The 23,721-nt window shown below is 59.4% G+C and carries 20 protein-coding genes; 18 read left to right on the forward strand and 2 right to left on the reverse strand.

All coding sequences use genetic code 11. The features are described 5' to 3' along the window. Window positions 1-167: 167 nt before the first annotated feature. The 14 genes from AXW67_RS07460 to AXW67_RS07525 all read left to right on the forward strand — a co-directional run bounded on the left by AXW67_RS07460 (window position 168) and on the right by AXW67_RS07525 (window position 18,181). The gene (locus AXW67_RS07460; RefSeq protein WP_063677332.1) at window positions 168-1,172 is read left to right on the forward strand and encodes an N-acetylneuraminate synthase family protein; all 1,005 of its coding nucleotides are present in this window, start codon (window positions 168-170) and stop codon (window positions 1,170-1,172) included. Further along, window positions 1,169-2,326, forward strand: coding sequence for a UDP-N-acetylglucosamine 2-epimerase (gene neuC, locus AXW67_RS07465; RefSeq protein ID WP_063677333.1), 1,158 nt, complete (start codon window positions 1,169-1,171; stop codon window positions 2,324-2,326). The genes AXW67_RS07460 and neuC overlap by 4 nt, the downstream gene beginning before the upstream one ends. 37 nt (window positions 2,327-2,363) lie before the next feature. Further along, window positions 2,364-3,062, forward strand: coding sequence for an acylneuraminate cytidylyltransferase family protein (locus tag AXW67_RS07470; protein ID WP_082907815.1), 699 nt, complete (start codon window positions 2,364-2,366; stop codon window positions 3,060-3,062). After that, a complete protein-coding gene (locus tag AXW67_RS07475) occupies window positions 3,059-4,741 on the forward strand; it encodes a hypothetical protein (protein ID WP_063677335.1) in 1,683 nt (560 codons plus the stop codon). The genes AXW67_RS07470 and AXW67_RS07475 overlap by 4 nt, the downstream gene beginning before the upstream one ends. 235 nt (window positions 4,742-4,976) lie before the next feature. Then, on the forward strand, window positions 4,977-6,245 hold the full coding sequence (locus AXW67_RS07480) for a glycosyltransferase (protein ID WP_082907816.1): 1,269 nt from the start codon (window positions 4,977-4,979) through the stop codon (window positions 6,243-6,245). Between the two features lie 136 nt (window positions 6,246-6,381). Then, window positions 6,382-7,512, forward strand: a complete 1,131-nt coding sequence (locus AXW67_RS07485; protein WP_063677336.1) for a glycosyltransferase family 4 protein — start codon at window positions 6,382-6,384, stop codon at window positions 7,510-7,512. Between the two features lie 3 nt (window positions 7,513-7,515). Then, entirely contained in the window at window positions 7,516-9,405 is a 1,890-nt protein-coding gene (asnB, locus tag AXW67_RS07490) for an asparagine synthase (glutamine-hydrolyzing) (protein ID WP_063677337.1), read from the forward strand. Further along, the gene (locus AXW67_RS07495) at window positions 9,402-11,084 is read left to right on the forward strand and encodes a hypothetical protein (RefSeq protein ID WP_063677338.1); all 1,683 of its coding nucleotides are present in this window, start codon (window positions 9,402-9,404) and stop codon (window positions 11,082-11,084) included. The genes asnB (AXW67_RS07490) and AXW67_RS07495 overlap by 4 nt, the downstream gene beginning before the upstream one ends. Window positions 11,085-11,135: 51 nt before the next feature. Beyond that, the gene (locus tag AXW67_RS07500) at window positions 11,136-11,885 is read left to right on the forward strand and encodes a glycosyltransferase family 2 protein (protein WP_245315459.1); all 750 of its coding nucleotides are present in this window, start codon (window positions 11,136-11,138) and stop codon (window positions 11,883-11,885) included. Window positions 11,886-11,993: 108 nt separating this feature from the next. After that, window positions 11,994-13,286 (forward strand): glycosyltransferase family 4 protein, encoded by a 1,293-nt coding sequence (locus AXW67_RS07505; protein ID WP_082907817.1) that lies wholly within the window; start codon window positions 11,994-11,996, stop codon window positions 13,284-13,286. Then, window positions 13,286-15,220, forward strand: a complete 1,935-nt coding sequence (gene asnB, locus AXW67_RS07510; RefSeq protein WP_063677341.1) for an asparagine synthase (glutamine-hydrolyzing) — start codon at window positions 13,286-13,288, stop codon at window positions 15,218-15,220. Before AXW67_RS07505 ends, asnB (AXW67_RS07510) begins: the two co-directional genes overlap by 1 nt. After that, window positions 15,211-16,077: a class I SAM-dependent methyltransferase gene (locus tag AXW67_RS07515; RefSeq protein WP_063677342.1), complete on the forward strand. Its 867-nt coding sequence runs from the start codon at window positions 15,211-15,213 to the stop codon at window positions 16,075-16,077. Before asnB (AXW67_RS07510) ends, AXW67_RS07515 begins: the two co-directional genes overlap by 10 nt. 32 nt (window positions 16,078-16,109) lie before the next feature. Continuing rightward, on the forward strand, window positions 16,110-17,231 hold the full coding sequence (locus AXW67_RS07520) for a glycosyltransferase family 4 protein (protein ID WP_082907818.1): 1,122 nt from the start codon (window positions 16,110-16,112) through the stop codon (window positions 17,229-17,231). After that, the gene (locus tag AXW67_RS07525) at window positions 17,228-18,181 is read left to right on the forward strand and encodes a UDP-glucose 4-epimerase family protein (protein WP_063677344.1); all 954 of its coding nucleotides are present in this window, start codon (window positions 17,228-17,230) and stop codon (window positions 18,179-18,181) included. Before AXW67_RS07520 ends, AXW67_RS07525 begins: the two co-directional genes overlap by 4 nt. 27 nt (window positions 18,182-18,208) lie before the next feature. On the opposite strand, the gene AXW67_RS07530 is transcribed toward AXW67_RS07525, so the two are convergent. Further along, complete coding sequence (locus AXW67_RS07530; protein ID WP_063677345.1) at window positions 18,209-19,186, reverse strand: GDP-mannose 4,6-dehydratase; 978 nt, start codon at window positions 19,184-19,186, stop codon at window positions 18,209-18,211. A gap of 182 nt (window positions 19,187-19,368) precedes the next feature. Here AXW67_RS07530 and AXW67_RS07535 point away from each other — a divergent pair, with 182 nt between their 5' ends. The 3 genes from AXW67_RS07535 (at window position 19,369) to AXW67_RS42665 (ending at window position 22,252) form a co-directional block, all read left to right on the forward strand. Continuing rightward, the gene (locus tag AXW67_RS07535) at window positions 19,369-20,643 is read left to right on the forward strand and encodes a nucleotide sugar dehydrogenase (RefSeq protein WP_082907819.1); all 1,275 of its coding nucleotides are present in this window, start codon (window positions 19,369-19,371) and stop codon (window positions 20,641-20,643) included. A 23-nt stretch (window positions 20,644-20,666) separates the two neighbouring features. Continuing rightward, window positions 20,667-21,683 (forward strand): NAD-dependent epimerase, encoded by a 1,017-nt coding sequence (locus AXW67_RS07540; RefSeq protein ID WP_027555995.1) that lies wholly within the window; start codon window positions 20,667-20,669, stop codon window positions 21,681-21,683. A 431-nt stretch (window positions 21,684-22,114) separates the two neighbouring features. Then, on the forward strand, window positions 22,115-22,252 hold the full coding sequence (locus AXW67_RS42665) for a hypothetical protein (RefSeq protein WP_161491237.1): 138 nt from the start codon (window positions 22,115-22,117) through the stop codon (window positions 22,250-22,252). Between the two features lie 7 nt (window positions 22,253-22,259). Here the strand turns inward: AXW67_RS42665 and AXW67_RS07545 are convergent, their stop codons facing one another. Beyond that, entirely contained in the window at window positions 22,260-22,541 is a 282-nt protein-coding gene (locus AXW67_RS07545) for a LexA family protein (RefSeq protein WP_063675745.1), read from the reverse strand. A 38-nt stretch (window positions 22,542-22,579) separates the two neighbouring features. On the opposite strand from AXW67_RS07545, the gene AXW67_RS07550 reads away from it, so the two are divergent. Beyond that, the gene (locus tag AXW67_RS07550) at window positions 22,580-23,710 is read left to right on the forward strand and encodes an IS630 family transposase (RefSeq protein ID WP_063675747.1); all 1,131 of its coding nucleotides are present in this window, start codon (window positions 22,580-22,582) and stop codon (window positions 23,708-23,710) included. The last annotated feature ends 11 nt before the right edge of the window (window positions 23,711-23,721 follow it).

The following is a 23,721-nucleotide window of genomic DNA, read 5'->3' on the forward strand; positions in this document are numbered from 1 at the left end:
CGCTAAGCAGGCGAGCCGCAACATCTCTGAAACCGGCGGGGAACTGTCTACTCGAACCGGCCAGAAGAACAGCTCAGTCGGGCGCCGTGCCTCGCTTGATTGTGACCCAATAGTTCGGTATGTCGAGGCCGCTCCCGCGTTCATCTTTTGTTTCGAAAGCTTGCGCCATGACTGCCGGCCGTCAAATACCATATGTGATCGCAGAAATCGGATCCGTCCACGATGGATCGTTCGGAAATGCGTGTCGTCTGCTGGAAGTGGCGGCCGACTGCGGCGCGGATGCGGTCAAATTCCAGACTCACATTGCCGAAGCCGAGACACTGTTGGATGCGCCTTCGCCGTCGTATTTTTCCGCCGAGCCGCGCGCGGAATATTTTAGGCGAACGGGCTTTTCCGTTGATCAATGGGGACGACTTGCGGAGCTGGCTAAGAGACGAAAAGTCGATTTCCTGTCTTCACCGTTTTCTCTCGAAGCAGTCGACCTGCTGGAGCGTGTTGGTGTCAGTGCGTACAAGATTCCTTCCGGCGAAGTGAGCAATTTGCCGTTGATGGAATATATTGCGCGGACGCGGAAGCCGGTATTGCTCTCGTCCGGTATGAGTAACTGGCACGAATTAGACGCCGCGGTTGCGGCACTTCGGTCGTCCTGCGCGCTGACCTTGCTTCAATGCACGTCGGTCTACCCTTGTCCACCAGAGCAGGTCGGCCTTAATGTCATGCTGAAAATGCGCGAACGCTATGACGTTCCTGTCGGATTTTCGGATCATACGTTGGGCTTTGCCGCTGCGATTGCCGCCGTTGCGCTCGGTGCCACCGTGGTCGAGAAGCACTTCACCTTCTCCAAATTGATGTATGGCAGTGATGCCAAGCACAGCATGGAGCCGGATCAGTTCCGGCTTCTCTGCGACGAGCTGAAATTCACCGGGCGCATGATGGCTGCTCCGATCGAGAAGGATGACTTGTCCTCTGTGTTGGAGATGAAGCGGATCTTCGAGAAGAGCATTGTCGCTGCCGCAAATATCGCCGAGGGCACAGTAATTCAGCAGCATCACTTCGCGTTCAAGAAGCCCGGAGACGGTATTCCCGCCGCCCGATACCGGGAGTTTATTGGCCGGCGCTTGGTGAGGTCCCTGCCGCGGGATCACAAGTTCGGCGAGGAGGATTTTGCGTGAGCAAGAAGAAGATTTGCGTGGTTGTCGGCTCGCGCGCGAACTACAGTTCAATCAAATCGGCGATGCGCGCCATTCAGCAGCATCCAGCTCTCGAGTTGCAATTGATCGTGGCCGCATCGGCCGTGCTCGATCGCTATGGCTCCGTCGTCAATTTGATCGAGAAGGATGGCTTTACCCCTCATGCTCGAGTGACGATGCTGATCGAGGGAGAGACGCCGGCGACCATGGCCAAGTCCACGGGCCTCGGCCTGCTCGAACTGCCAACCTTGTTCGAACAACTCGCTCCCGACGTGGTGCTGACCGTCGGGGATCGCTTCGAGACGATGGCAACAACCCTGGCCGCTGCCTACATGAACATACCCGTGGCCCACACCATGGGCGGCGAGGTGAGCGGCACTATCGACGAAAGCATTCGTCATGCGGTGACGAAGTTCGCGCATATCCACTTTCCGGCAAGCAAGGGTGCACGGGAGCGCATCATCAAGCTTGGCGAGCGGCCGGAACATGTCCACATGGTCGGCTGTCCGCGCATCGATCTGGTTGCCGATATTCTGAAGAATCCGATCGAAAATATCTTCGATAGGCTCTTTGATGACGGTGTCGGTCAGCGCTTCTCAATCGATGAGCCGTTTGCACTCGTATCCCAGCATCCGGTTACGACCGAGTATGGTGATGGTGAGGCGCAAATCACAATGACTTTGGAAGCGGTGCGCGAGCAGGGTCTGGCCGCGGTTGTGCTGTGGCCGAATGCCGATGCGGGCTCTGACGACATCTCGCGCGGTATCCGGAAGTGGCGCGAGCGGAAGCTCGACGATCGCATGCACTTCTTCAAGAACCTGCCCATCGACGTTTACGTCAACCTCATGCACTCGACAGCATGTCTCGTCGGAAATTCGAGCAGCGGGATAAGAGAAGGGGCGTACATCGGCACACCCGTTGTGAATATCGGTTCCCGGCAAAACATGCGTGATCGCGGCGATAACGTGATCGAAATCAGCTATGACAAGAAGCAAATCTCAAATGCTATCGCGAGGCAGGTCGAGCACGGTCGCTACGCGATGAATCCGATTTACGGCGACGGAACGGCTGGCCCCAGGATCGCCAACGTTCTGGCCGCCGAGCAGGTGGAAATCCAGAAATGCATCACGTACTGAGCGTGAGACGGGCTGGCATCGACGAGGCAGATACCGAATGAGCCTTGTGGCCGTCATACCCGCCCGCGGTGGTTCGAAAGGCATACCTCGTAAGAACCTTGCGCTATGCGGGGGACGTTCCTTGCTGGACTGGACGGCAGAGGCTGCGCTGCATTCTGGTGTCATTGATCGCGCGGTACTTTCGACGGATGATCAAGAGATTGCTGAGGCCGGGTGTGCGCTGGGGCTTGACGTGCCTTTTCTCAGACCTGCGGACCTCGCGGGAGACTCTGCATTGATGCTGGGGGTCATGCAGCATTGTCTTGCCGAATTGCGCCGGGCGGGAGAGGCGATCGAGGCGATCGTGCTGCTGCAACCGACCTCACCGTTTCGCCGTGCGCACCATGTGCGCGAGAGTGTTGCAAAATTCCGCGAGACCCAGGCGCATACACTGGTGAGCGTGGTGAGCGTGCCGCATCGCTTCGTCCCCGAAGGGCAGATGCGGGAGAACGATGGGCTTCTATCACCCTATTTCGGAGGAGGCATCGGAAGGACCACGCGGCAAGAGAAGGAGCGTCTCTTTGCTCGGAACGGGCCAGCCGTGCTGATCGTCCGCAGCTCAGTGCTCGACGCCGGCTTGCTCTATGGAGAAACCATCGTCGGCTACGAAATGGACGAGTTGTCCTCTCTCGATGTCGACACGCCGGAAGAGCTTCGGCTCGCCGATCATCTGTTGCGGACGGGCTACGTTCGATGAACGCAATCGTGCGATATCTACGCCGTAGTCCGTTTGCCGCAGGGCTCGCCGATCTTAGGGAGCGGGTGGTGAACGCCGCGGACTATCGGCGCCTGCGCGACGATGTCGATAGAAGCGTCGCCAGTATGGCCTTCACACGCGAGTTGCCGGCGCCTCAAGCCAGTGCCCCAACCGTCCTTGTACTGAGCATGACAAACAATATCTATGGCGCGAAGCAGGAGTGTATGCTGGCGCTGGCGCTGCGCCGTAGGGGGTGGCGGGTCAAGGTATTGACATCAAGCATCTACACTCACGCACAACGTCTTTATCAAGCTTTCGGCATTGATGATTTTCTTGCGTTCGAGAAGTTGGTTAACGTCAAGGATACGCGCGAAGCGGCGGCCGCGGAGGCGCGGCGTCGCAGGGACATGCCGATGGAGTTTCAGTCGGTCATGGAATGGCGGTACAGGGATGCGTGGATAGGGCCGCAGTTGCTCTCGTCAGTCTCGCGCCGCGGATTCGACGGCGCACCCGATCCACGAAAGCCTGAAATTCGCAATGCTATCATCGAGCAGTTGAAGGAATCTGTTGGTTTCGTGCACGCTGCTGAGAAATGTCTGTCGGAACAGCGGCCCTCACTCATCATCGTCAATGAACCGAACTACCATACGCTTGGTCCGTTCGTCGATGTCGCGATCAATATGGGAATCCCGACGATTCACTTCATTCAACCTTCGCGTGACGATGCGCTTGTTCATAAAAGGCTCACGCGGGAAACCCGCCGCATTCACCCAAATTCGATCACCCGAGAGACGCTCGAACGGCTCCTGAAGGAACCGTGGGGAGCTCAGCAGGAGGTTGAACTCGACGAGGAGTTCAGCAAGCGGTACGGAGGCGTGTGGAAAATTCAGGCACGCAATCAGCCGGGAACGGTCGATGTGACCCGCGCTGAGATCCGGCAGGAGCTTGGTCTCGATGGAAAGCCGGTTGCAGTACTGTTCTCCCATGTGCTGTGGGACGCGAATTTGTTCTACGGCAAGGACATATTCGAGAATTACGGCGACTGGTTTGCTCAAACCGTAAAAGCTGCTGCCGCTAATCCTCGAATGAACTGGCTCATCAAGCTTCATCCGGCCAACATATGGAAACGAAAGCTTTCAGGCGCGTCAGGAGAGTATGGTGAGGTGCGCCTCATCCGAGAGAGCGTTGGCGATCTGCCGGACCACGTAAAGTTGCTTCCGGCCGATACGCGGTTTAGTACGCTCTCTCTGTTCCGTATGGCTGACGCCGGGATCACAGTCCGCGGAAGTATCGGATATGAGCTGCCTTGCTTTGGTGTACCGGTTCTGACTGCGGGAACAGGCCGCTATTCGGGTTTCGGTTTCACGGAGGATCATTCCTCTCGCGAAAGCTACTTGGATGCGCTTGGAAGGCTTGAGAACGTGCACCGTTTGGATCCCGAGAAAGTGCATGTTGCCAGAGTTCATGCTCACGCGCTGTTTGTTAGGCGCCCGTGGGTCTACAAGAGTTTCAGGACGGAGATCGGTCCGAACGTTCGTGATCCACTGTTCCAAAATCTTGTGCCACTCGTCGGGGCCGATGATGATATCCAGAAAAATGGCGATCTTGATGCGTTCGCCGATTGGGCAGAGGCCTATGAGCAGATAGATTATCTCGCTCCGCATAGCGGTGCTTCTTAGTGACCTGGGCGGAGCATCCGGCGATATGATCTTATTAGAGCCCGATCTTGTGCGTCATCTGCGCGCATCTCGGGCCCGGGCAATGGGCCGGCTACCACTATGGTCGAGATCATTGCCCCGCCGGCGGAATCCTCGCGAGCTAATGAGGCGGTAAAAGGGGACGAAGATTGGCTTTCGGCGACCACGTTATTTCTGCTTGGATGGTCATACTGCGGCAGGCCTGCGGGCGCCTGACATGATGGTCGAGCGGCTGTGCGTCGTGCACCTGGCCCAGTCCGACAGCGAAGGCGGAGCGAATAAGGCCGCGTATCGCCTTCACAGCAATCTTCTGCGTGCCGGAGTGGAGTCAATCCTCCACTGCGGTAGGAAGCACCTTAATGACGCCACGGTGGTGCCGGCACACTTGCCGGGCGTGGGAAATTTCGTCAGCGACGTCGCGGCCTATTTCAACGCGAGGAGCCTACGGCAATACCCAAATCGGATGGGCACGCCGTTTTCGCCAATGCGCTTCAGCTATGGTCGCCTGGACACCCGTTTGCTGTCGCGCGCCGACGTGGTGTGCCTCCACTGGATTGCCGGCGGTTTTCTCAGCGCCGGCAATCTTCAGGCCATAAAGAAGCCGATGGTTTGGCGACTGTCCGATATCTGGCCGTTCAGCGGTGGATGCCACTATCCTGGCACATGCGTCGGGTTTGAGCGGGCATGTGGGTCTTGCCCGCAACTTGGCAGCAATTCGGATGATGACCTTTCCAGGTCTGGGATCAGATTGCGTGAGGATGGGTATCGCAATCTGGATTTGACGGTCGTTGCGCCGAGCCGATGGATCGCGGATTTGGCGCGGCGCTCTCACCTGTTCGGGGGAATGCGCATTGAGCACATTCCAACCGGAGCAGACCTTACGGTGTTCTATCCCCGCGACCGATTGGCGGCGCGGGCTCGGCTCAATCTGCCGGCAGGTGGACATTTTGTTGTCTTTGGTGCGCTTGGCGCAACCACGGACCCTCGAAAGGGCTATGCTCAACTTCGCATCGCACTGGAGAGGCTCGCCGCATCGAGTAATCATCAATTGACTCTGGTCACGTTCGGCAGCGACGAGGCAAATCGAGCGGCGCAGATCTCGCGATTTCCGGTGTGCCATTTGGGACGGATCGATAATCAGGATACTTTGGCCAACGTTTATTCAGCTGCCGACGTGCTCGTCGCGCCATTTCTCGAAGACAATCTGCCCAATGTTGTTCTGGAGGCCATCGCATGTGGCACGCCGGTCGCAGGGTTTGCGGCAGGCGGCATTCCGGACGCGGTCGAACATGAGAGCCACGGATATCTGGCGCCGGCCGGTGATAGTGAGGGTTTGGCGCGTGGAATCGCTTACATTCTTGACCGGCTCGAGGATGGTCACATGAGGAGTAATGCCGGCGCATTCGCTCGACGGAATTTCGATTTGCTGAAGTGTGGAGAGCGCTATATCGAGCTTTTTCGCGAGGTCGCGGAGAGCCGTGCTTGACAATTCAACTCTTGCCAACCCCAACGGACGGCCTCCGCTGCGTGCGAGAACAACTCTTTTGCGCAAGAAGGATGACGACGGCACGGAGAGCGGTTGAGACGTTTTCGAAACTGGTTGCAGGGACACCGTCAAACACATGACAATCTCGGTGGCGCACGTGTTGCGAACTTACGGTGTGAGCGGCGGTGAACGGCAGCTCGCGCAGCTATTTGCTGCCGAAACGGGCTCGATTTACAAAAACACGTTTTACTCGCTGTATAACAATCCGGCCTGCACCGCATATTTCTCGCGCATCAGTGGACTGCACCTGAAAACGGTACTCGGATTGCGTGCGTCGGTGTTCCCTAACCTGGCTGTTGAACTTCTGCTTCTTGCTGTGCTCGCGCCGGTATTGCAGTTGCGCATTTTGTACCTGATGATGTCCGGACGTCACCGCATTTGCATCGTTCATGGATTGCAGGCAGCGGTAGCCTGCTGGTTATCGGCGTGCCTCATGCGCAACATCCATTTCGTGTACATCCACCGGGGAACAAAATCGCGTGCGGGGTCGCATCCAGTCTTCAAATGGCTTTACTGGCCGTTCGAAATCATCGCAGGTGTATCCATCGCATCTGCGGACTCGCTGAAGCCGCTCGCCGGAAAACGCAAGGTCGTCGCTCTCGAGAATGGCATCGACTTGGAACGTTTACGCGAAATGACAAAGGGATGTGAGAGACGGCGTTCTGACGATCCACTGAGACTCATTTCGTCTGCCCGGCTGATCAAGGACAAGGAGCACGCGTTCCTGCTCGATGTATTTAAGAAACTGGTTCAACGGTGGCCAAATCTGGAGTTTGTGATCGCGGGTGACGGACCCGAACGCCAAAATCTGATCGAACGCGCCGAACAGCTTGGGGTAGCCGGCAAGGTGCACCTAATCGGGCACGTGACAGATATTATTTGTCGTATGGCCAATAGTGACATCTTCGTGCACGCTTCCAGAATGGAGGGTATGAGCAACTCCGTTCTCGAGGCAATGGCTCTTGGGGTGCCGAGCGTCGTCGTCGATGCTCCCGGCGTCAGCGAATGCCATCGCAATGGTGAGACAGGTTTCGTCGTTGCGCGCGACAGGGACGAGATGGCAAGGAAATTGGCATTGCTGATTGATGATCGAAATGTTCGCTCGGTCATGGGAGAGAGGGCAAGGCAGCGCGCACAGGATGAATATTCGATTGCTGCGAATCGTGCCCGGTATCACGCTCTATACCGTGAGCTGTTGGGGAGTTGACGCATGTGCGGTTTGCTCGGCGGAATATGGCGCGATGGCGCCGGGGTTGATGAGGCAAGGGCGCGAGAGGCCCTTCGTGGGCTGACGCATCGCGGACCAGATGCCGAGGGGATTGAAATTGACGATGGGGTCTTCCTCGGGCATCGCAGGCTGAGCATCATCGACCTTGACTCGCGCTCGAACCAGCCAATGCGAAGTGGTACCCTGTCCGTGATCTACAATGGAGAGATCTACAACTATCGCGACGTTCGGGCCGCACTGCAGAGGCGAGGCGTGTCGTTCTCCACAGACTCCGACACCGAGGTCGTGCTCAAGGCGTTCGGTCTGGATGGCATCTCGTGCCTCGAGCACCTTGAGGGGATGTTCGCGTTTGCCATCTGGGATGCGCAAGCGCGAAAGCTTGTTCTGGCGCGCGACAAGTTCGGCGAAAAGCCACTTCAGTATTTCCAGGATGCCTCGCTCTTTGCGTTCGGGTCAGAATTTCGAGCAATGGAAGCGCTCGCGGGCCCTGGGCGCTTCCGGGTCGACGATTCGGCGTTGCCGCTTTACTTCCGCTTTTCATACCTGCCCGCGCCAATCGCTCCGTTCTCGGGCGCGCGCCAACTTGAGCCAGGTTGCTGGCTTGAATTTGACGCGAACGGTTGGGAAACCAGGACGGGCCGATACTACGATCTTCCGGCTCGCCTGATGAGGCTGCAGTCGAAATCACAGACGTCCTTCGAGAGCGCAAAGCTCGAGCTAAGGAAGCGGCTGACTAAGGCTGTTGAAGATCGAATCCTGGCTTCTGACGTTCCAGTATCAACTTTTCTGAGCGGTGGGCTGGATTCATCGGTGGTTGCGAGCCTCGCGAGCCAGACCGGCGCGAAGGCTGTGAAGGCCTATTCCGTCGCATTTCCGAACGATCCCGAATTCGACGAATCCGGTTACGCGCGCCTAGTCGCAAAGCGCTATCCAAACCTTGACCATCAAATCATTAATGTCACGGAAGAGGCGCTCGCAGATTTTACGGACCAGACCCTTGCGTTGCTTGGCGAGCCCTATGCTGATGCATCGCTGATTCCGACAGCTTTCGTCTGTTCGCACGTTCGAGAAAAGGTCGTTCTCGGCGGCGACGGCGCGGATGAAATCTTCGCTGGCTACGGAACATACTCCGCCATGCAGTGGAGCGCGCGCATGCCGTCCTGGCTCAAGACGGTGCTCACGCGAGTCCCCGCGGTTAGTAATCCTGTTGCAATCGGAAATCCACTGCTACGCGGTGCTGCGTTGTTTCACAAACACCTTCGATGTTCTGCCACTGAAGAATATCTTTCGTGGCGTTCTTATGCCAGTTCAATGCAACTCGACGAACTTGGCGTGTCGGAGCGCGGAGGCGAGCACCTCCCGATTCCCGAGCGTCCTATCAGGTCTCTGCGCGACCTTCTTGTGACCGACATCGAATTCAATCTGCCCGCTGACATGCTCAAGAAGGTCGATCTTGCGAGCATGCAGCACAGCCTTGAGGTTCGCCTCCCATATCTAGATTCTGGCTTGGTCGAGTTCGTCTTAAATCTGCCCGCAAGCTACCTGATAGCAAATGGGCGCCGCAAGCATCTGCTTCGCGAGGCTTTTGGCGACTTGCTTCCTCATGAAGTCTTGGGACGCCGGAAGCAGGGCTTTTTGTTGCCAATCCGCAAGTGGATGAGATATGGACGGATGCGGGACGAGTTATTGGACTTATCTGCGGCCCAAAATGTCTTGGATGTCGGCGCGATAAGGCGTTTCGCAGACCGGCATCAGGCTGGAACCGAGGATTTGTCGCCGCTGCTTTGGTGTTGCTACGTTTACCTGAAATGGCAGCAAACGCCAATTGTGGGGCCACTTCGCAATGCGAGATTCGGCGAAATGAAAGCATGACAGGGCGAGATCTTAGAAGCGAGCCGCGGGAATGGGTGGTCGGCGCGACGCCAGGATCCTTCGCCTCGACAATCTTCGCCGCGTCGCGGCGCGCCGTATCCGCAAGTCTCGCCGAGAAGTTGTCCCTCACCATTTGGCTGTTTTGTGTCAGCGTGGCTTGGGCGGCGGTGCGATCCGGTTTCGTTGTCAAATCGGCGTCGGGAGAAGTGCTCGACAATTCGGTCCCGCTTTGGATCAGGCTGGCCTTTTTTGCTGCGTTCGTAATTCCTGCGCTTTCTTTCTTCCTGGTCCGGAAGGATCGCTTCTGGCTGCTCGGATTGGGCTCGACCGTGGGGATTTTGCCGGAAGTTCCTACGATCCCGTTCGTGCGGGATAACGCGCACTTTCTGATCATCCTGAGCGCAGCTGCCGTGGTTTTGCACTGGGCGATGTTCCGTCCAAAGGAGCGTCCATCGAATTTTGCGCGCATCTACGCGGGCTATATTGCCGTGTGCGGGATGTCGGTAATCGTCAATTTCCTCCTTTACCAGAGCGTCTGGCAATTGAAGGTGGGAATATCTTTTCTGATCTTCTTCTCGGCCCTCGCGGTCATGATTGTAAGCGTCAGTTGTGCCAGCAAGTCGCGATGGGAGACTGTCGAGAGTTTGGTTGAGGGTCTCGCGTGGGGAGCTATTGGGCAAAGTGTGATCGCGGTGTTTGCGCTTCCGCTTCTGTTAAGCCTCCCGTTCGAGGAGGGCGCCGACACCCTCTTTGGTCTGGCGTATTATGATCGCTACAAGTCGACGATGCCGGGGCCGGTCAATCTCGGGATGTTTTTTGTCGCGGTTTTGCCGTTGGTGCTACTGTGGATGCGTTGGGGAGGCAGTATCATCAGAACACGGGTTGGTTGGTTCTATCTGCAGATGGCGCCGTGGCTGGTCGTAATTACGGGCAGCCGAACGGCCCGGGTTGTGATGATCGGAATCATCCTAAGTCTTTTCCTTAAGGCTACGACGCGGCGGAGCGCGCTCATGATCTTGCCATCCACTGCCGCGGCCTTTTACGTGGGCTTTTATTTCGAGTCCTTTCCGGCAGCCGTCCGCACGATGTTTGGAGATGCGACCGCCGCTACGATGAGCATCAAGGGAAGATTTTTCGACGTTAGTGACCGAACTGGCTTGATACAGTCTGCCCTCGATGCTCTGCCGATACTGGGGCAGAATCCGTTGGCGAACTCATTGTACGTGCCGGATCAGAGCGCTACCCTGTATATTGCGCCGCTTGCCAGCCTTCTTCCAGCGAAGATTGTGACTATACTGAACTTGCTGTTTGGCTACGGTTCCGGTGTCGCAGGATATGTCCTGAGCGGATATCCGTCCCCTCATACCACCATCCTGAACTTGTTGATCGACACCGGGATATTGGGCTTCATTCTTTGCTGTACGTTCTTCGTGTGGCTTGCAGCGCGGCTATTTGTGCGCTCCTTTTCTAGGTCGGACCCGCATGCGATCACGATCTGGCTTTGTTTTCTGTCTTACGGGGCCTCCTCAGTCGCAAACGGTACGTATGTCCCTCAGTGGTGGGGGTATTATTCTGTGATCCTCATCCTCGCTTCGGCGGCAGCTGCGAACTCCATCACCGGGCAAAGATCCCGACTGTTGGAGGGAACTTCGCACCCAGAGTTTGAAAAGAATACGTAGTATGCTCAGGCCAATTGAGTGCGAGTTGACTGTGACATGATATCAAGCGGGGTGGATGAGGCGGCTTCCCACGATGACGCGCATGTTCCGTTGCTGTCGGTTGTGACCGCGACCTATAACAGCGCCGCCACCTTGCGGGACACGCTGGAGAGCGTGCGTCAGCAGACCTTCCGCGATCTCGAGCACATCATTGTCGACGGCGGCTCGACCGATGGCACGATTGAAATCCTCAAGGAATACGGCAGCAGCATCAGATGGATTTCGGAGCCGGACCGCGGCATCTACGATGCGATGAACAAGGGCATCGCGATGTCCAGTGGGCGCTGGATACATTTGTTGAATTCCGATGACTTCTACGCGTCGAACAACGTGTTGGAGAAGATCGTACCGCTACTCGCGCCCAATGCACTCAATTACGCCGATCTAATTCGATTGAATGCCGACGGCAGTCGAGTTCGGCAGAGTTACCGGTTCCGAAAGTGGCCATTGTACATCTCGGCCTTTCTTCCGCACCCGTCCTTGGTGGTCTCGGCAGAACAGTACCGGACGGCCGGTCTCTACGATTCGAGCTTTCGAATTGCGGCTGACCATGACCTGATTTTGCGTCTTCTGGACCGCTACCCCGCCAACCATATCGAGGTTGAAATGACGGTGATGCGACAATCCGGCGTTTCGGCGACAAATCTCGATGTCTCGATGAACGAATTCGACCGGGTCTTGCGGAAGCACAACTTGCCGAGCATTCTTGTTGTCATCCTGACGGGGGTTCGCCGTGCCTGGTGGAAACTCAGGTCTGCATAAAGCGGCCACCTGACCGTTGCAGGGGGCCAGTCGGCCCATCCCTCCATCGCTGATCCAAAGCTCTTCATCGACACGAGGCCCAGGGTCGAATATTGAGGCTCCGCGGGGATGCCGGCCCCTGGGTCAAGGGGGCTGGCACCACAACCATTGTGTAGGGTATTGCTAAATGTCCGTCTTTCGGGGTCCGCTGCGTGGCGGTATGATGTTGCTGTGATTGAGGCATTGTCAGGACAAATCGGCTTGATGGAACCGAAGTCGTCGGCCGCAACGCCCCGCAAGGTGCTGATCTGGCATTGGGGACGGCGGGGCGGCGGCGTAAGGTATACCTATGAGCTGGTGCGCGAGCTCAGGAAGCATCCTGAGCTCGAACTGCATCTGTCGCTCTCACGGCAGGGGGACATCATTGCCGATTTCGACGCGCTTGGGCTGCCGGGTTATCACGTCGACACCTACACGAACGTCTCGTCGGCCATCCTTGCACTGCTACGCGTTCCGATCGTTCGACATCGATTTTGGCGTTACGTGCGCGAGCACGACATCTCCGTGGTGGTCTGCACCATGAGCCATCTGTGGAACGTTCCGACCTTGTGGCGCAAGCCGCGGAACGTTGCTTACGTGTTCGTCCTGCATGATCCAAAGCCGCACGCCGGCGACGACGTCGCCATCCGCAAATGGATGCTGGACACCGAAATCGCCGCAAGCGACGGCATCGTTGCGCTGACCGAGTACACCCAGAAATCGGTTACGACGAACAACAGCTTTCCTGCCGAACGGGTGTGGATCGCCCCGCTGGGGGTCTTCCCCTATGCCGAGACCAGAAGCCAGGCTCCCGCGCGAACCGGGCGCAAGATCCAATTGCTCTTTTTCGGACGCCTGTTGCCCTACAAGGGACTGGATATCCTTCTTGACGCCTACAAGATCATGAAGCGCGAGGGCAAGGATGTCGGGCTTCGCATCATCGGCCCGGGAGATATCGAGCCGTATCGGGCGCGGATCGCCGGGCTCGAGGACGTCTTCGTTGATAACCGATGGATCCCCGAAGAGGATGTCGGCGAGGTCTTCGAGGGGATCGATATCGTCGTTGCGCCGTATCGCGGGGCGAGCCAGTCCGCCGTGCTCGCGACGTCGGGCGCGGCCGGAATTCCGGCCGTCGTGACACCGGTCGGCGGGCTTGCCGAGCAGGTCCTGCACGAGCAGACCGGTCTGGTCGCGGCGGATTCGACGCCGGCCGCGCTTGCTGTCGCACTCAGCCGGCTCGTCGAAGACGAGGCTTTGCGGCTGCGTTGCGGGGTGGCGGCGAAGACCCACGCCATGAGCGAGTTGTCCTGGTCGGCCATCGCTGCGAAGTTCGCGTCCATTCTCACGTCGATCACTCCACGCCGGAAGCCCGAAGCGCGATAATGTGTGGCATCATCGGAATTGCGGGCAGCAAGGCAGGCCGGATCGATCGCCAGATCCTGGGTCGGATGACAGATGCGCTTGCGCATCGCGGCCCGGACGGTGACGGCCACTGGATCAGCGAGGACGGCCGCGCCGGGCTTGGGCATCGCCGGCTTTCGATCATCGATCTGTCGTCCGCCGGCGCGCAGCCGATGATCTCCGCATCCGGCCGCTATGCGCTGACCTACAACGGCGAAATCTACAATTACCGCGACCTGCGCCGCGAGCTCGAGGCCAAGGGCCATCACTTCAATGGTCACTCGGATACCGAGGTTGTCGTTGCCGGCTTCGAGCATTGGGGCATCGATGAGACGCTCTCGCGGTGTGCCGGCATGTTTGCACTGGCCGTCTGGGACGGGCGCGAACGCACCCTCGTGCTCGCGCGCGATCGGCTCGGCATCAAGCCGCTGTACTATAGCGTTGTGAACGGAACGCTCGTCTTCGCCTCGGAGCTGCGCCCGATCGTGGTGCAGCGTGGCGAGCTCCCTCCGATTTCACTGCCGGCCCTGTCTGAATTCCTGCGTCTCGGCTACGTTCCGGCGCCCTTCAGCATTTTTGAGGGCGTCTACAAGCTGCCCGCAGCGACTACGCTCAGGTTTCGCGACGGGCATGCAAGCGAGCCGAGAGCCTATTGGTCGATCCCGGAGGTCGTCGCGCGCGGCATGTCGAGGCCGCGGGCGAACGAAGAGGAGGTGCTGGAAGAGCTCGATCAGCGCCTGCGCGGCATCGTCGCCGAGCACATGATCTCCGATGTGCCGCTCGGGGCGTTCCTGTCCGGTGGCATCGATTCCAGCTCGGTCACGGCCATCATGCAAGCCGTGGGCGGAGCGGCCACCAACACTTTCTCGATCGGCTTTGACGATCCGAGCTACAACGAAGCCAAGCACGCCGCCGAGGTCGCAAAGCACCTTCAGACCGACCACACCGAGCTCTACGTCTCGGATGCCGATGCGATGGCCGTCATTCCCTCGCTCCCCGACATCTATGACGAGCCCTTCGCGGATATCTCGCAGATACCGAGCTATCTCGTCTCGAAACTCGCGCGACAGCAGGTGACGGTTGCGCTGTCCGGTGACGGTGGCGACGAATTGTTCGGCGGCTACAACCGTTATCTGTTCGTCTCCGATTACTGGAAACGTCTGACCAGGATCCCCCATGCATTGCGTCGCATGGCTGCATCCGGATTGTCCTCGGCATCGCCTGCGAGCTGGGATGCCGCGTTTCGTGCGCTGAGCTGCGTCCTGCCGCCCCACCTGCAGCCCGCGCTGCCGGGGCAGAAGATCCACAAGGTCGCATCCGTGCTCGCATCCTCGACCTTGTACGAGCTGCAGAGCAGGCTGGTGTCGCAATGGGCCAACCCGGAAACCGTGTTGCTCTCGTCTGACGGTGTCGCGCTTGCGAGACCCGCGCCGCCGGCGCTGGCGCCCGACGTTCCCGCCACCGCGGAGCAAATGGCCTGGGACATGTCGACGTATCTCGTGGACGACATCCTGACCAAGGTCGATCGGGCAAGCATGCGCGTCGGGCTCGAGGCGCGCGTGCCGCTGCTGGATCACCGCCTGGTCGAGTTCGCCTGGGAAATTCCCATCTCGATGAAGTTCAGGAACCATACTGGAAAATATATTCTCCGGCGTTTGCTGGAGCGTTATGTGCCGCGTGAGCTGTTCGAACGTCCCAAGATGGGCTTCGGCATTCCGATCGATAGCTGGTTGCGTGGTCCGCTGAAGAGCTGGGCCTCGGATTGGCTGTCCTCCGGGGGCGACGAATTTTTCGATCGCAAAGCCATCGGCGACAACTGGCTGCAGCACCAGATCGGCCGGGTGAACCGCGGCGGCCAGCTCTGGACCGTCCTGATGTTCGACCTGTGGCTTGAGCGGGCACGGCAATGGGTCTGAGTTCCTACGTGCCATGGTGGGCCAAGCTGGGCATCAAGCTCGGGCTCGCGCGCCTGCCTGTCCCTTACGCGCTCTGGAAACGCCTCGGACTGTTCCGCCACGGCGAGATGATGGTGCCGGAGCGCGCGATCTCCGCCTTCGAGAGCCATTTCCAGTCCGCCGTGGAGCACGGGCAACTTCCTGCGAAGTTTCGTTCCCTCGAGCTTGGACCGGGGGATTCCGTGCTGTCGGGCTTCGTCGCGCGCGCCTTCGGTGCTGAAAAGGCCTGGCTTGCGGATGCGGGGCCGTTTGCAGAAACCGACATCTCCGGATGCCGCGAGCTTCTCGCACTGCTTGCCTCGCGTGGGCGAGCCGTTGCGCCGCTGAAGTCGGTGACCCTTCAGGATGCGATGAAGGAGTACGACGTCGTCTATCTGACGGAAGGTACGCGTTCGCTCGCGACAATCCCGGACCAGTCGGTCGATTTCATCTGGTCCCAGGTCGTCCTCGAGCACATCTACCGCGATGAATTTCCGGCCCTGATGAAGGAATTGCGCCGGGTCATTGCTCCCGGCGGGATCGGCGTTCACAGCATCGATTTTCGCGATCACCTCGGAGGTGGCCTGAACAACCTACGCTTCGGCGACGACGTCTGGGAAACCCAGGCCTTCCGAACCTCGGGCTTCTACACCAATCGCATCCGTCCGCGGGAAATGATCGACCTGATGAAAGCAGTCGGCTTCAGCGTCGAGGTGCTCTCGGAGCAGCGATGGCCGGACCTGCCGCTGCCTCGCGATCAGATGGCGCCGCAGTTTCGGCCGTTCGCGGATGAGGACTTCATGGTTTGCGAGATCCGCGTGATCATGAGGCCGGCGTGAGGGAGGCCTCCGCCGTTCCCGCCCGGAAGCGGTTGCTGTTCGTCGTGACAGAGGACTGGTACTTCGTCTCCCACCGCCTGCCGATCGCCCGCGCGGCGCTGGCCGCCGGTTACGAGGTGCTGGTGGCGACGCGGCTCGGCGAAAAGGCCGATGCCATCGCCGGCGAAGGCTTCATGCCGATCGGCCTGGAGCGCATGCGGCGCTCCGGCCGAAATCCGCTCCACGAGCTGGCGAGCATCGCTGAACTGGTGAAGCTCTACCGAAGCCATCGCCCGAGCATCGTTCATCACGTGGCGATGAAGCCCGTCCTGTACGGTTCGATCGCGGCGCGGCTCGCGGGCGTGGCTGCAATCGTCAACAACGTCGCGGGACTGGGGTTCGTTTTCGCGTCCAAGGCGGTCTATGCGCAGACGCTCCGCCGCGTGATCGCGCCGCTGCTCAGGTTCGCGCTGAGCCAGCGGCAGGCGTTGACGATTGTCCAGAACCGGGATGATGCGCGCGTCTTGGCCGATGAGATCGGCGTCACGCCGGACAAGATACGCCTCGTCAAGGGATCGGGGGTCGATCTCGCGCAGTTTTCGCAAGTGCGCCGGGAAAGTTCTCCGCCCATCGTGCTGCTGGCGTCGCGGATGATCAAGGAGAAGGGTGTAGAGGATTTTGTGCGCGCCGCTGCGCGGCTGCGGGACAAGAACGTCGCTGCGCGGTTCGTCCTTGCCGGCGCGCCCGACCCTGAAAATCCGCACTCCATTCCTGAAGCCGTTCTCCGGCAGTACCACGAGGATGGCCTCGTCGAGTGGTGGGGACATCGCGACAACATCCCGGAGATCATCCGCGAGGCGGCGATCGTCTGTCTTCCGACGACGTACGGGGAGGGAATACCCAAGACCCTGATCGAGGCCGCCGCCGGCGAATGTCCCATCGTCACCTATGATGTGCCGGGCTGCCGGGAGATCGTGACCGATGGCACCAACGGCATGCTCGTCCCGGCGGGCGACGTCGGCCGGCTCGCCGAGGCGATCGCGCAGTTGCTGGCAAACCCGGAGCAACGCAGGCTCATGGGCGCGCAGGGCCGAAAGCTGGTCCAGGCGGAATTCTCCCAAGAGATCGTCGTCGCCCAGACGCTTGCGATCTATTCAGAGCTTCTGGCGCAATGAAGGTTCTTGTCGTCGGCGCCTCGGGGTTCGTCGGCGGGCATCTGGTCCGTCGACTTAACGCCGACGGAATTCCTCTTCGCGCGGCCGTCCATCGCAATCGCGCAGGCTTGCCGGCCGGGATCGAAATTGCCGAGAACGTCGATCTCGAAGGGCCCTTCGATTGGACATCTGCGGTATCGGGATGTGACACCGTTGCGCATCTGGGGGCGCGGGTGCATGTCATGCGCGAGAGCAGCGCAAATGCGCTCGAAGCCTATCGCCGCGTCAATGTGGACGGGACGTTGTCTCTTGCGCGGAAGGCCGCAGCTGCCGGTGTTCGCCGCTTCGTGTTTCTCAGTTCGGTCAAGGTGTGCGGCGAATTCACTGCCGCCGACGCACCCTTCGTCGAAACCGCAACGCCGCGTCCGCAAGACCCGTACGGACTCTCGAAGCTCGAAGCCGAACACGGCCTGCTCGAGCTCAGTCGCGCGAGCGGGATGCAGGTCGTCATCCTGCGGCCGCCCCTGGTCTATGGGCCGGGCGTGCGTGCGAATTTTCTGTCGATGATGCGCTGGTTGCGGCGCGGAGTCCCGCTGCCGCTTGGCCGCATCGAAAACCGCCGCAGTCTGATCGGTGTCGGCAACATGGTCGATCTGATCTGCACCTGCTTGCAACACCCAGCGGCTGCCGGAGAGGTCTTCATGGCCAGCGACGGCGAGGACTTGTCGACACCCGAGCTTCTGAAAAGGTTGGCGGCGGCTCTCGACACCAAAGCCCGTCTGCTGCCCGTTCCCGCCCGTCTGTTGGAGGGCGTGGCCGCATTGGCGGGGCAGCGGGCACTGGCGCAGCGGCTCTGTCTCTCGCTCTGCGTCGACAGTCAGAAGGTCCGCACGATGCTCGATTGGAGACCGCCCTTCAGCGTCGACGAGGAATTGCGCCGCACCGCGCGCGCATTCCTGGGTTCTCGCTAAGACTGGCAGACCGGGACCAACGAAGCGCTATGGCCTCTTGGCTTCGCGGCGGTATTCGAGTTCGCCGTCCGCCAGCAGCCTGACGACGTCCTTCATGAAGATCTTTGCTTCCCAGCCGAGCATCCGCTTCGCCTTGGCAGGGTTGGCGGAATTGCACTTGAGGTCGATCGGACGAAGCAGGCTTTCGTCGAAGTCGATGTGTTTTTCCCAATCGAGCCCGAAATAGTTGAATGCCTCGCGGACGAAGCTCTCGAGCGTGTTGGTTTGTCCTGTTGCGATCACGAAGTCCTCGGGCGCGTCGGCCCTGAGCATCATCGCCATGGCTTCAACATATTCCGGCGCCCAGCCAAAGTCCCGGGAGATATGCAGGTTCCCAATTCGCAGGCTGTCGGTCTTCTTTTCGGCGATGTCGGCAGCGCCCGCGACGATCTTGCGGGTGACAAAGCGCTGCGGACGCAACGGCGAGTCATGGTTGAACAACAACCCCGAGCACGCAAACAGCCCGTGCGCGTCTCTGTAATTTGCCACCGTCCAAAATGCCGCGGCCTTTCCGACGCCATAAGGGCTTCGCGGACCGAACGGGGTGGATTCGTCGGCGGGCAAGTCGGTATTGCCGAAGCATTCACTCGAGCACGCGTTGTAAACGCGGGAACTCAATTTCAGCCGATAGACAGAATCGACGATATTATGAGCACTGAAAATGGTGGATTCCAGCGTCTGGACCGGTTGGTCAAATGACAGGCCGACGGAAGATTGACTTGCGAGATTGTAGATCTCGTCGGGAGTCGTGTCGGAAATGACGCGCAGGACACTGCCGAAGTCGGCAGGATCCACGGAGTGGAGCGTCACCCGATCGCGGATACCCAGCCGCTGCAGGTTCGCGAAGATGCCTAACTCCTTGTCGCGGGACGTTCCATGGATCGCATAGCCGCGCTTGAGTAGATGCGCGGCCAGCAACGAGCCGTCCTGTCCGGAGATTCCGAAAATAAGGGCCTTTTTGGACATGGCGAGCTGACTTCCGAACCGCGATTTGCGCTACCATAGCTAGCTTTAAAGATGGACCGCCTCAAGAGCTAGCGGCTTGGGCGAAGCCCATCGCCGAAAGATAGGGGATTGCAACAGGGGGGCTTCCTAGCTAACGAGACGTTGCAGCGCAGTTCTGGCGGGAGCGGACAGGTTTGCCAACTATCCGAAACATTGGTGTCATAGGCCTTGGCTACGTCGGGCTTCCAGTGGCGGTGGCGTTTGGTCGCGCCGGGTATCGGGTCATCGGATTCGACATCAGCGCGGAGCGGATCGCCGAGTTGCGCCGAGGTCAAGACCGTACGCGCGAAATCGAGGCGGCCGATCTGAATGCCGCACGGATCGAATACACGGACCGGCCGGCAGACCTGGCCGTGGCGGACTTCTTCATCGTCACGGTTCCAACGCCGATTGACGGCGCAAACAAGCCTGACCTGCGTGCGCTGTTGAGCGCATCCAAGTCGGTCGGTGGCGCCTTGAAGAAGGGAGACATCGTCGTTTACGAGTCAACGGTCTATCCCGGCGCGACCGAAGAGGAATGCGTGCCGGTTCTCGAGCGTGCCTCCGGACTCAAGGCGGGCGTCGATTTCCATGTCGGATACTCGCCTGAGCGGATCAATCCCGGCGACAAGGAACATCGCTTCGAGACTATCCAGAAGGTGGTGTCTGCCCAGGATGCCGAATCGCTCAGGATCGTCGCCGACGTCTATGGCGCGGTCGTCAAGGCAGGCATCTACCAGGCGCCTTCGATCAAGGTCGCCGAAGCGGCAAAGGTGATCGAGAACACGCAGCGCGATCTCAACATCGCCTTCATGAACGAGCTCTCGCAGATCTTTCACGCGCTCGATCTCGATACCGGCGACGTGCTGGCGGCTGCCCGCACGAAGTGGAATTTTCTCCCGTTTCAGCCCGGCCTGGTCGGAGGACACTGCATTGGGGTCGACCCCTATTATCTGACCCATCGCGCCGAGATGGCGAAATACCATCCTCAAGTCATCCTTGCGGGGCGGCGCATCAATGACGACATGGGCGCACGGATTGCGCGAGAGTGCATTCGGCGTCTTCTGAAGAGGGGATCCCGCGGCGGGGTCGTCACGGTGCTCGGCGTGACGTTCAAGGAGAACGTGCCGGACTTGCGCAACTCCAAGGTCGTCGACATCGTCCGTGAACTGGAATCGTTCGGCATCAAAGTTCAGATCAGCGATCCCTGGGCGGACCGCGTCGAGGCGCTCCACGAGTATGGGATTGAGCTCTCCGATCACAAGGAGCAGCAGCCGGCCGACGCGGTCGTGCTCGCCGTGGCGCACGACACTTTCGTCAATCTGGGCTGGCCATTCTTGCAGACGCTCCTGAAGGAGGGGCAGGGTCTGGTCCTGGACGTCAAGTCCCGGCTGGATCGGGCGAGCAAGCCGGCCGAGATAGAACTCTGGCGACTTTAGGTCCTGAGCAGGTAACGGGTGCGATGACTGATCAAAAGATTCTGGTGACCGGCGCCGCCGGCTTCATAGGTTTTCACGTCGCGCATCGGCTTGCGTCGGCCGGTCGGGAGGTCGTTGGTCTCGATATCGTCAATGACTATTATGATCCCACGCTGAAGGAAGCGCGCCTTCGTGTGCTGCAGGAGTTTCCATCCTTCCGCTTCGTCAGGATGGATCTCGCCAATCGCGATGCAATCGCTCCATTCTTTTCCGAATCCCGCTTTTCCCACGTCGTGCATTTGGCGGCTCAGGCCGGCGTGCGATATTCTCTGGAGAATCCGCACGCTTACGTCGACGCGAACCTGCAAGGCTTCATGAACATCCTTGAGGGCTGTCGGCACACGCAATGTCGGCATCTTCTCTATGCTTCGTCATCCTCTGTGTATGGCTCGAACACGAAGCTGCCGTTCTCGGTCCACGACAACGTCGATCACCCGATCAGCCTCTACGCGGCCTCCAAGAAGGCAAATGAGCTGATGGCGCATGCGTACAGCCATCTCTTTTCCCTGCCGACCACGGGCCTGCGGTTTTTCACGGTGTACGGACCGTGGGGGCGGCCCGATATGGCGATGTTCATCTTCGCAAAGGCGATCGTGGAGGGCAGGCCCATCAAGCTGTTCAATCATGGGCAGATGTCGCGCGACTTCACTTACGTCGACGACGTCGTGGAGGCCATCGTCCGGCTGATCGATCGGCCACCGGCCCCTGGGCGGCAGGCTCCGACGGATACTCCGGATCCCTCACGCAGCGCCGCCCCCTGGAAGATCTATAACATCGGGAACAACAGGCCCGAGCAGCTCATGGACGTCGTTGCCCTGCTCGAGAAGGAACTCGGTCGTGTTGCAGCGAAGGAAATGCTTCCGATGCAGCCCGGCGACGTCCCGGCGACATACGCCGACGTCGACGATCTGATGCGCGACGTCGGTTTCCGGCCGTCAACCAGCGCCGAAGAAGGAATCAGCAAGTTTGTAAAATGGTATCGCGGATACCACGGGGTCTGACCGCATAAAGGTCCTTCGCGATCCGGCTTCTCCGCCTAGTCGATCACCATCGGGAGAAGCTTTTATGGTCCCAAGGAGGCGGGAGGCTGAGTGAGGTGGGTCCTCACTCGTCGCGAGGCAAGCGACTTTTAACAAATTGCTGGAGATCCGGACCTTCGAAGAGGTAGCCGCGTATCTCCGCACCAGTCGCCGCTTCAACGTCGGTGAGCTTATCTCCAATAAGAAAGCTTCGAACAAGATCAACCTGGAAGCGTTATATGAGGTTCGTAATCATGCCGATCGTGGATACCGCCACCATTGTGGATTGGTTTCCAACCGGCACAGTGAAGGGTTCAGCCAATAGCTGTGGCACTGGCTTTGCTTGTGTTGGTATCCTGAACTAGCTGTCTTGATCGATTCAGTATTTTGTCGTGAATCCGACGAGCCAAACGATGGCTTGGGAGTTCGACAGCTCTGTAGAAGGCGTAGGCGACAATGAGGCAAATCAGAACGCCGAAGGCCCATTGCTTATTGTTCGCGAAGATCTGCAAATGCGGCATGATGCCGTAAAACGCAACTGGGTGAACTAGTGGTTCATCACAGTGATTTTGACGTTTTGATACCGAGCCATCCGAGGATAGGCAACTTTTCGGGTGGCAAGAGGATCTCGATGCTTCGAGCGACGCCGGGCTGGCGACGAATGAACCCGTTGCGTTCGAGGGTGAGGATCATCTGGTGGACTGACGGCGGGCTGACGCGGAAATGCCGCTGGATGTCGGCCTCGGCGGGCGGCTGTCCGAACATGTACGAGTAGGTATGGATGAAAGCGAGATAGTGTCCCTGCTTCTCGGTGAAGTGCGCGCCTGATTTTTGACTCATAGCTGGATTCGTCCCGGCCTCCGACAAGGAGGCGAAGCATGAATGTACGTTATCGGGTCGAATTGAGCCAAGCCGAGCGGGACGAACTGACGGCAATGCTCGGCGGCGGCACGCATTCCGCCCGCAAACTCAAACGGGCTCAGATTGTGCTGGCGGCCGATTCAGGCAGCTGCGACGCGGAGATTGCCCGAACCGTCCGGGTCAGCCTTTCCACCGTCGGCCGGACCAAACGCCGTTTCGTAGAAGGCAATCTGGAGCGGGCCTTGAGTGAGGAGCCGCGTCCGGGCGCGGAACGCAAGCTGACAGGCAAGGAAGAGGCCCTGCTGGTGGCGACGGCATGCGCCAAGCCGCCCGCCGGCCGCAAACGCTGGACGCTGACATTGCTGGCCGACGCGATGGTCAAGCTCACCGATCACGCCAGCCTGTCGGGCGAGACCGTGCGCCGCCGGCTGGCCGACAACGACCTCAAGCCGTGGCGCCGGGATATGTGGTGCATTCCTCATGTCGACGGCGAATACGTCGCCCGGATGGAGGATGTGCTCGATCTCTACGCCGAGGCGCCGGATCCCGAGCGGCCCCTGGTTTGCTTCGACGAGACCCCAGTCCAGCTGATCGGCGAGGTACGCCAGCCGATCCCTGCCCAACCGGGACAGCGCGAGCGCTACGATTACGAATATCGCCGCAACGGTACCGTCAATCTCTTCGTCACCTTCGATCCGCATCGCGGCTGGCGCAATGTCAAGGTTACAGACCACCGCGCCGCGGTCGACTACGCGCACTGCATGCGCGAACTCGTCGACGTCCACTATCCCAATGCCGCCTGCATCCGTGTGGTGCAGGACAATCTGTCGATTCATACGGCCGGCGCGCTATATCAGGCATTTGCGCCTGCCGAGGCCCGTCGCATCCTGCGCCGCCTCGAGTTCCACTACACCCCGAAACACGCCAGCTGGCTCAATATGGTCGAGTGCGAGATCAGCGTGCTGCAGCGCCAGTGTCTCGGCCGTCGCATCGACGATCCCAAAAGGCTTCGAAAAGAAATCGCAGCATGGCAACGGCAGCGAAACAAGGCGCGAGACCGCATCAAATGGATGTTCACAACCGACAAAGCCCGCGCCAAACTCGGTCGCGCCTATCCAGTTGCCGCCAAAGAGTCAAAACCACTGTGATGAACCACTAG

Origin of the sequence: Bradyrhizobium neotropicale (genome assembly GCF_001641695.1) — a bacterium.
In the GTDB taxonomy this organism is placed as follows: domain Bacteria; phylum Pseudomonadota; class Alphaproteobacteria; order Rhizobiales; family Xanthobacteraceae; genus Bradyrhizobium; species Bradyrhizobium neotropicale.

Bases quoted from the DNA above. Each gene is read 5' to 3' on its own strand.
- asnB (WP_063677337.1), top strand. From the start codon at position 7,516: ATGTGCGGTTTGCTCGGCGGAATATGGCGCGATGGCGCCGGGGTTGAT.
- AXW67_RS07480 (WP_082907816.1), top strand. From the start codon at position 4,977: ATGATGGTCGAGCGGCTGTGCGTCGTGCACCTGGCCCAGTCCGACAGC.
- AXW67_RS07550 (WP_063675747.1), top strand. From the start codon at position 22,580: ATGAATGTACGTTATCGGGTCGAATTGAGCCAAGCCGAGCGGGACGAA.
- AXW67_RS07515 (WP_063677342.1), top strand. From the start codon at position 15,211: ATGGGTCTGAGTTCCTACGTGCCATGGTGGGCCAAGCTGGGCATCAAG.
- AXW67_RS07460 (WP_063677332.1), top strand. From the start codon at position 168: ATGACTGCCGGCCGTCAAATACCATATGTGATCGCAGAAATCGGATCC.
- AXW67_RS07530 (WP_063677345.1), bottom strand. From the start codon at position 19,186: ATGTCCAAAAAGGCCCTTATTTTCGGAATCTCCGGACAGGACGGCTCG.
- AXW67_RS07495 (WP_063677338.1), top strand. From the start codon at position 9,402: ATGACAGGGCGAGATCTTAGAAGCGAGCCGCGGGAATGGGTGGTCGGC.
- AXW67_RS07470 (WP_082907815.1), top strand. From the start codon at position 2,364: ATGAGCCTTGTGGCCGTCATACCCGCCCGCGGTGGTTCGAAAGGCATA.
- asnB (WP_063677341.1), top strand. From the start codon at position 13,286: ATGTGTGGCATCATCGGAATTGCGGGCAGCAAGGCAGGCCGGATCGAT.
- AXW67_RS07540 (WP_027555995.1), top strand. From the start codon at position 20,667: ATGACTGATCAAAAGATTCTGGTGACCGGCGCCGCCGGCTTCATAGGT.
- AXW67_RS07505 (WP_082907817.1), top strand. From the start codon at position 11,994: ATGCCGGCCCCTGGGTCAAGGGGGCTGGCACCACAACCATTGTGTAGG.
- AXW67_RS07525 (WP_063677344.1), top strand. From the start codon at position 17,228: ATGAAGGTTCTTGTCGTCGGCGCCTCGGGGTTCGTCGGCGGGCATCTG.
- AXW67_RS07485 (WP_063677336.1), top strand. From the start codon at position 6,382: ATGACAATCTCGGTGGCGCACGTGTTGCGAACTTACGGTGTGAGCGGC.
- AXW67_RS07475 (WP_063677335.1), top strand. From the start codon at position 3,059: ATGAACGCAATCGTGCGATATCTACGCCGTAGTCCGTTTGCCGCAGGG.
- AXW67_RS42665 (WP_161491237.1), top strand. From the start codon at position 22,115: ATGGCTTGGGAGTTCGACAGCTCTGTAGAAGGCGTAGGCGACAATGAG.
- AXW67_RS07545 (WP_063675745.1), bottom strand. From the start codon at position 22,541: ATGAGTCAAAAATCAGGCGCGCACTTCACCGAGAAGCAGGGACACTAT.